Raw genomic sequence first — 6,551 nt, 5'->3', positions numbered from 1 at the left:
CTTCTCACGGGTGCGCGAAACTGGAGGTCGCTTGACAATCACGCGCTTCCTCGCGGCCATTTCCGCGATCCCGGACCAACGCTACAAGGCATGCGACGCCTGAACCAAATTATTCAGGCTCGACTTTTTAGCCTCTGATCGGGCATCGGACAACGACCAATCTGGGAAACGACCAATCGTACTGTACTGGCAGTTCATACCCGTACCGTGAAGAACGACGAACGTCTTGTGCCTCGGGGACACGCGAACCCCGAAACCGCCTAGTGCGTCGTCAAAGAAGATCTTCCGCCCAGAGGTGGGGAGCTTGAGCTTGCGTATCGAAAGGTCGGTCAGCTTCATGGTGCAAACTGGTCACAAACTGGTCACACGAATCACGGGCGTAATAGGGTACCTGTATGTTCAAAAATGCACCACAAAAACTATTTAACTATCTGATAATAAACATTTATTGTTCCGATAAGTTCAACAGCGTTAACCCCGGAAAAAGAACTGAAAATCCCCGTGTCGGCAGTTCGATTCTGTCCCTGGCCACCATAAATATCAAATACTCAGCGATAAGTAGAAAGATCGCTGGTCACATCTTTCTCGCGGTCACGCTTCCGCAGGTCCCACCACAGCACGTCGCCCCGGATGTTCCCGGTTTTGTCCTTTGTGCACTCGTTGTAGCGGCGGATGATCTTGTGGGTCTGCCAGTATTCGACCAGCTTGAAAGTCCGCATGTACGGCCTGTTGATGAGCTTCGACGTGAGCTGTACGTACTTCTCAAAAACTGGCGCCGACTCTTCCGGTTGATAATTCGCTAAAAGCTCGCTGATCCGTTTTAGACCGCTGCGCGCGTCGTTGATTTCAATATCTGTGTTTTAGTTAGCTTCTAAAGGCCGGTCATTCTTGTTGCTCCCGAGGTCGGAAGGTATGACTTTCCCCGCCTTCACGCTATGAAGGGTCGGGTACGTCTTGTATGATCAAGGCGTATCTCGTTGTGTTGCTCTTTGTCATTCCCGTTGTCCGTTCGGCCGGAGGTCTGACCCTTGCTTCGAGACTGCTCGCTACTTGTCATCCATTCGAGTAGGGGATACGCGCCCCAGTAGTCTCAGTTTCGCTATGACGGAACTTTCTCTAGCCAAGCAAGCGACGCAAGAAAGCTCGTGGTTGTCGGTCAGGCAGAGCCACCAGTAGAAAAAGAGCAAACAGAAAACACGCTACGGTAGGCGTGTTTAGTGCTTGAGTTCTTTGTGGCTAGCGCAAAGCACAAATGGTACTCCGCGCTTGCGCCAGCTACAAAAGACTCAAATTGTGTGCGGAGTACCATGCAATCATGGTACTCCGACAAGATAATACCGGCCATCGTCAAACTGTGGATAAGTTCGATTGCCTGAGGGCCGGAAAGGGAGGGGCGTAAAAATCAATAACTGGCAAGCGTCGAATAGATTCAATTCGTTGAAGGGCGCTGGATAGGTGCTGAATCATTTCTAAAATCACGTCTTTTTCTTTTTTGATACATATCGCATTGTTTTAATTACTGATTCTCATAAAGAATAACATGAAGCTGGAAGACCTCCAGACCAATGCCGCCGTGCGCGGCGTCCTCTCGGACGGACTGGCCACGGTCGTCAGCGTACAGTGGTTCGGCTCAGAGGCGCTGGAGCTAACGTACAAGACGTCGACCGGAAAAGTCGCCAACGAGCTGCTCTATCGCCACGACGAGCTCCGGCTCGAAATTGTGGAGGTCGGCCGGCCCTGGAGCTTCGACGGCGATGGAGCGCTTTTCCGGTTGGTTTCCGAAGCGCGGCGCATCCGCCTCGCCCACCTGTTTGACCCGGTACTCGCGGTTCATACCTCCGTCGTTGACCCGCTGCCGCACCAGATCACCGCCGTCTACGAATCGATGCTGCCGCGCCAGCCTCTGCGTTTCCTGCTTGCCGACGATCCCGGCGCCGGCAAGACCATCATGGCCGGGCTGCTCATCAAGGAGCTGATCGCACGCGGCGACCTGCAGCGCTGCCTGGTGGTTTGTCCCGGCAGTCTCGCCGAGCAATGGCAGGACGAGCTCTATCGCCGCTTCCAGCTGCCGTTCGAGATCCTGACCAACGACAAGCTCGAGGCCGCGCGCACCGGCAACTGGTTCCTCGAAGCGAACCTGGTGATCGCCCGTCTCGACAAGCTTTCTCGCAACGAGGATGTGCAGCTGAAGTTGCAGGCTCCCGACTGCCGATGGGATCTCGTCGTCTGCGACGAAGCGCACAAGATGTCGGCCACCTTTTTCGGTGGCGAGGTGAAGTACACGAAGCGCTATCGGCTGGGCCAGTTGCTGTCGACCCTCACGCGGCATTTCCTCCTCATGACCGCGACCCCACACAACGGCAAGGAAGAAGACTTCCAGCTCTTCATGGCGTTGCTGGACGGCGACCGCTTCGAAGGAAGGTTCCGGGACGGGGTCCATGTAGCCGATGTTTCTGACCTCATGCGCCGCATGGTCAAGGAAAACCTGCTGAAGTTCGACGGCACGCCGCTGTTTCCCGAGCGTATCGCCTACACGGTGCCGTACAAGCTCTCGGAAGAAGAGGCGCACCTCTACAAATCCGTCACCGACTACGTTCGCGAGGAATTCAATCGCGCGGAGGCGCTCGAAAACGACAAGCGCGCCGGTACCGTCGGCTTCGCATTGACGATCCTGCAGCGCCGCCTGGCGTCATCGCCCGAAGCCATCTACCAGTCCTTGCGCAGAAGGCGTGAGCGACTGGAAAGCCGGTTGCGCGAGCTCGAAGTATTGCAGCGGGGTGGCCAGGCAGCGATCGTCTTTGCGGCCACCGGCCCCGAGCTGGATCCGGAGGACGTGGAAGACCTCGATGAAGCACCGGATAACGAAGTCGAGGCTGCCGAGGAGGAGATCCTCGACCAGGCAACTGCTGCGCGCTCCATAGCCGAGCTAAAGGCCGAGATCGACACCCTGAAATTCCTGGAAGGCCTGGCGCTTGGCGTACGGCGCAGCGGCGCCGACACGAAATGGCGAGAGCTCGCGAGCCTGCTCGGCGAGATCTTCACCGCGGGCGGTCTCGCGGGTCAGATCGCCGAACCGGATGTCCCGTACGGTGGAGGCGAGATCCCCAAGCCCAAATCATCCCCCCGACAAAAGCTTGTCATCTTCACCGAGCATCGCGACACACTCAACTATCTCCAGAACCGCATCACGACCTTACTCGGAAAAGTGGAGTCCGTCGTCGTGATCCACGGCGGCATAGGCCGGGAAGACCGACTCAAGGCTCAGGAAGCGTTCCGCCACGATCCCGAGGTCCAGGTCCTGCTCGCCACCGACGCTGCCGGCGAGGGCATCAACCTTCAGCGTGCGCACTTGATGGTCAACTACGACCTGCCCTGGAATCCGAATCGCTTGGAGCAGCGCTTTGGCCGCATCCACCGCATCGGACAAACCGAGGTCTGCCATTTGTGGAATCTCGTAGCGGAAGAAACCAGGGAGGGCGATGTCTACCGCAAGCTCCTCGAGAAGCTCGAGCAGGCCCGCCAGTCGCTGGGCGGCCAGGTGTTCGATGTGCTCGGCAAACTCCACTTCGAAGGGCGGCCGTTGCGCGATCTGCTGGTTGAAGCGATCCGCTACGGCGAGCAGCCCGAGGTTCGAGCACGCCTGACCACGGCCGTCGATTACGCGCTGGATCGAGGACATCTGCAGGACCTGCTCGAAGAGCGCGCCCTGGCGCACGACGCGATGGATGCGAGCCGTGTCCAGCGCATCCGGGAAGACATGGAACGCGCGGAAGCGCGCCGACTTCAGCCGCACTATATCGAGTCGTTCTTCCGCGAGGCATTCCAGCGCCTCGGCGGCGCGGCCAAGCAGCGCGAGCCACGGCGCTACGAGATCACGCACGTGCCGGCCCCAGTCCGTAACCGCGACCGGCTGATCGGTATCGGGGAACCGGTGCTGCCTCGCTACGAGCGTATTGCCTTCGAGAAGTCTCTGGTGGCGCCGCAAGGCCAGCCGCTCGCTGCCTTCGTCTGTCCTGGCCATCCGTTGCTGGACGGCGTCATCGACCTGACACTAGAACGCCACCGGGACCTCCTGAAGCGCGGTGCGTTGCTGGTCGATGCGCGGGACACGGGCACCAAGCCGCGGGTGCTCTTCTATCTCGATCATGCCATCCAGGATGCCAGCGTCACCCGCTCGGGCGATCGACGTGTCATCTCCAGGCGGATGCTATATGTAGAACTCGAGGAAGACGGGGTGACTCGCCACGTCCAATATGCGCCGTACCTGGACTACCGTCCTCTGACTGATAGCGATCCGCCCCTAGAATCGATTCTCGATCGTCGGGAATGCGCCTGGCTCGATCGCACCACGGAATCGAAGGCACAGGGCTACGCGGTGGCCAATGTGGTCCCGGAGCACCTGCAGGAAGTTCGAAACGCGAAACTGGCGCTGATCGCCAAGACGGAAGCGGCGGTCAAGGATCGCCTCACCAAGGAAATCACCTACTGGGATCATCGCGCCGAGCAGCTCAAGCTCCAGGAGCAGGCTGGCAAGACCGGTGCTCGGCTCAATTCCGGCGAAGCGCGCAAGCGCGCCGACAACCTTCAGGCCAGACTCCAGAAACGCCTGGAAGAGCTGAAGCTCGAAGCGCAAATCTCGCCTTTGCCGCCCGTGGTGCTGGGTGGCGTACTCGTCGTGCCACAGGGTCTGTTGAACGAATTCAAAGGCGTAGCGACCGCCCCTGCTGCCTCGACAGTGGATACGCAAGCCGCAGCGGCGCGCGCACGCGAGATCATCATGGAGGTCGAGCGGCAGCTTGGCTTCGACCCCACCGACCGCGAATTCGAGAAGCTGGGTTACGATATCGAGAGCCGGGTGCCGGGCACCGGTCGGCTCCGGTTTATCGAGGTGAAGGGCAGGGTGAGCGGTGCGCCAACAATCACGGTGACCCGCAACGAGATCCTCTATTCACTCAATAAGCCTGAGGACTATATCCTCGGGATCGTGGAGTTTCTCGAGGGCGGCGAGCACCGGGTCCACTACGTCCGGGAGCCCTTTCAGCGGGAGCCGGATTTCGGTGTGACCAGCGTGAACTACGACTTCGGTGAGTTATTAGCCCGCGCGGAGCGGCCATCGTGAGGGAGGTGAAAAAAGAAACGCCCCTTGCGGGGCGTCGGGCCGGCGATGCTATCGCCAGCGGGGTTACGAATCCGAATATAGTCTCGAACTCCCTGAAACTCAAGAGCAAAGGGCGGTCTCGATGCAGCGGGTGATGGTCTACGTGGACGGATTCAATCTCTATTTCGGCCTAAAATCAAAGGGTTGGAAGAGGTACTACTGGCTCGACCTGTGGCGTCTCTCCGAGAACCTGCTGCAAGCGGACCAAGTGCTGGTCGGGGTCCGCTACTTCACCGCCCGAATCTCGGCACGCCCTGGCAATCCGGACAAGCCGAAACGGCAGGCCACGTTCCTGGAAGCGCTGGAGACGCTCCCCGACCTCCACATTCACTACGGACATTACCTCGCCAAGCAGCGGAAGTGCTTCAACTGTGGCGCCACCTGGGACACTCACGAGGAGAAGATGACCGATGTCAACATCGCGGTGGAGCTCTTGGGTGACGCCCAGGATGATCGGTTCGACACGGCCATCATCATTTCCGGCGACAGCGATCTGACCACGCCGGTCCACGCGGTCCGCCAGCGCTATCCGAACAGGCGCGTGATCGTCGCCTTTCCGCCCGACCGAAATTCGGTGCAGCTACGCAAGGCCGCAACCGCGGCCTTCCGAATCGGCCGTAAGAAATTCAAGGACAGCCAGTTTCCCGAACGCGTCACGAAAGCAGACGGGTTTGTGCTCCAGCGTCCACCGGAATGGCTCTGAGGAATACATGACAGAATTGCGCAAAAAGCTCATCGAAGTTGCTCTGCCGCTCGATGCTATCAACAAGGCTTCGGCCCGGGAAAAGTCGATTCGCCACGGCCATCCCAGTACCTTGCATTTGTGGTGGGCGCGTCGACCCCTGGCCGCGGCGCGCGCGGTGATCTTCGCGCAGATGGTCGACGATCCCTCCGGCTACGTGGATGTGCTGCTCTCGGACGCGAAGAAGAAGCGTGCTGCCGAGCGCGAGCTGAAAAAGCGCCTCACGGAACACGCGGCGAAGCAGGCCCTCGCGGAGGATGACGACATTGCCGAGCCGGAGCCGACGCTGGAGGAGGTGATTGCCGAGATTGAGCGCGACCGCTTGTTCGCCATCATCGAGGACTTGGTGCTGTGGGAGAACACCACGAACGAGGCGGTACTGGAGAAGGCGCGCGCCGAGATCTGGCAGAGCTGGCGGCGGGCATGCGCCGAGAACGCCGATCATCCGCGGGCCAAGGAACTGTTCGACCGCAACAAGCTCCCCGGTTTTCACGACCCCTTCGCCGGTGGCGGCGCGCTGCCGCTGGAGGCGCAGCGGCTCGGGCTGGAGGCGTATGCAAGCGATCTGAATCCGGTGGCGGTGCTGATCAACAAGGCGATGATCGAGATCCCGCCGAAGTTTGCCGGCCAGCCGCCGGTGAACCCGGAATC

The 6,551-nt window shown here is 59.7% G+C and carries 5 protein-coding genes; 3 read left to right on the top strand and 2 right to left on the bottom strand.

All coding sequences use genetic code 11. The annotated features are described in order from the left end of the window. Positions 1 to 81: 81 nt before the first annotated feature. The gene (locus AC52Q4_RS06090; protein ID WP_495535912.1) at positions 82 to 339 is read right to left on the bottom strand and encodes an Arm DNA-binding domain-containing protein; all 258 of its coding nucleotides are present in this window, start codon (positions 337 to 339) and stop codon (positions 82 to 84) included. A 209-nt stretch (positions 340 to 548) separates the two neighbouring features. Next, positions 549 to 719: a hypothetical protein gene (locus AC52Q4_RS06085; RefSeq protein ID WP_495535911.1), complete on the bottom strand. Its 171-nt coding sequence runs from the start codon at positions 717 to 719 to the stop codon at positions 549 to 551. Positions 720 to 1,540: 821 nt separating this feature from the next. On the opposite strand from AC52Q4_RS06085, the gene AC52Q4_RS06080 reads away from it, so the two are divergent. The 3 genes from AC52Q4_RS06080 to AC52Q4_RS06070 form a co-directional block, all read left to right on the top strand. Next, positions 1,541 to 5,119, top strand: coding sequence for a helicase-related protein (locus AC52Q4_RS06080; protein WP_495535910.1), 3,579 nt, complete (start codon positions 1,541 to 1,543; stop codon positions 5,117 to 5,119). A 121-nt stretch (positions 5,120 to 5,240) separates the two neighbouring features. Continuing rightward, entirely contained in the window at positions 5,241 to 5,861 is a 621-nt protein-coding gene (locus AC52Q4_RS06075; RefSeq protein ID WP_495535909.1) for an NYN domain-containing protein, read from the top strand. Between the two features lie 7 nt (positions 5,862 to 5,868). Beyond that, a partial coding sequence (locus AC52Q4_RS06070; RefSeq protein WP_495535908.1) for a DUF1156 domain-containing protein occupies positions 5,869 to 6,551 on the top strand: 683 nt, incomplete at its 3' end.

The organism is Nitrococcus sp. (assembly GCF_059432795.1).
This window is presented reverse-complemented; position numbering and strand designations above follow the sequence as displayed.

What these genes read in the sequence shown, in the direction of transcription:
- AC52Q4_RS06085 (WP_495535911.1), bottom strand. Translation starts at nt 719, where the DNA reads ATGCGGACTTTCAAGCTGGTCGAATACTGGCAGACCCACAAGATCATC.
- AC52Q4_RS06090 (WP_495535912.1), bottom strand. Translation starts at nt 339, where the DNA reads ATGAAGCTGACCGACCTTTCGATACGCAAGCTCAAGCTCCCCACCTCT.
- AC52Q4_RS06080 (WP_495535910.1), top strand. Translation starts at nt 1,541, where the DNA reads ATGAAGCTGGAAGACCTCCAGACCAATGCCGCCGTGCGCGGCGTCCTC.
- AC52Q4_RS06075 (WP_495535909.1), top strand. Translation starts at nt 5,241, where the DNA reads ATGCAGCGGGTGATGGTCTACGTGGACGGATTCAATCTCTATTTCGGC.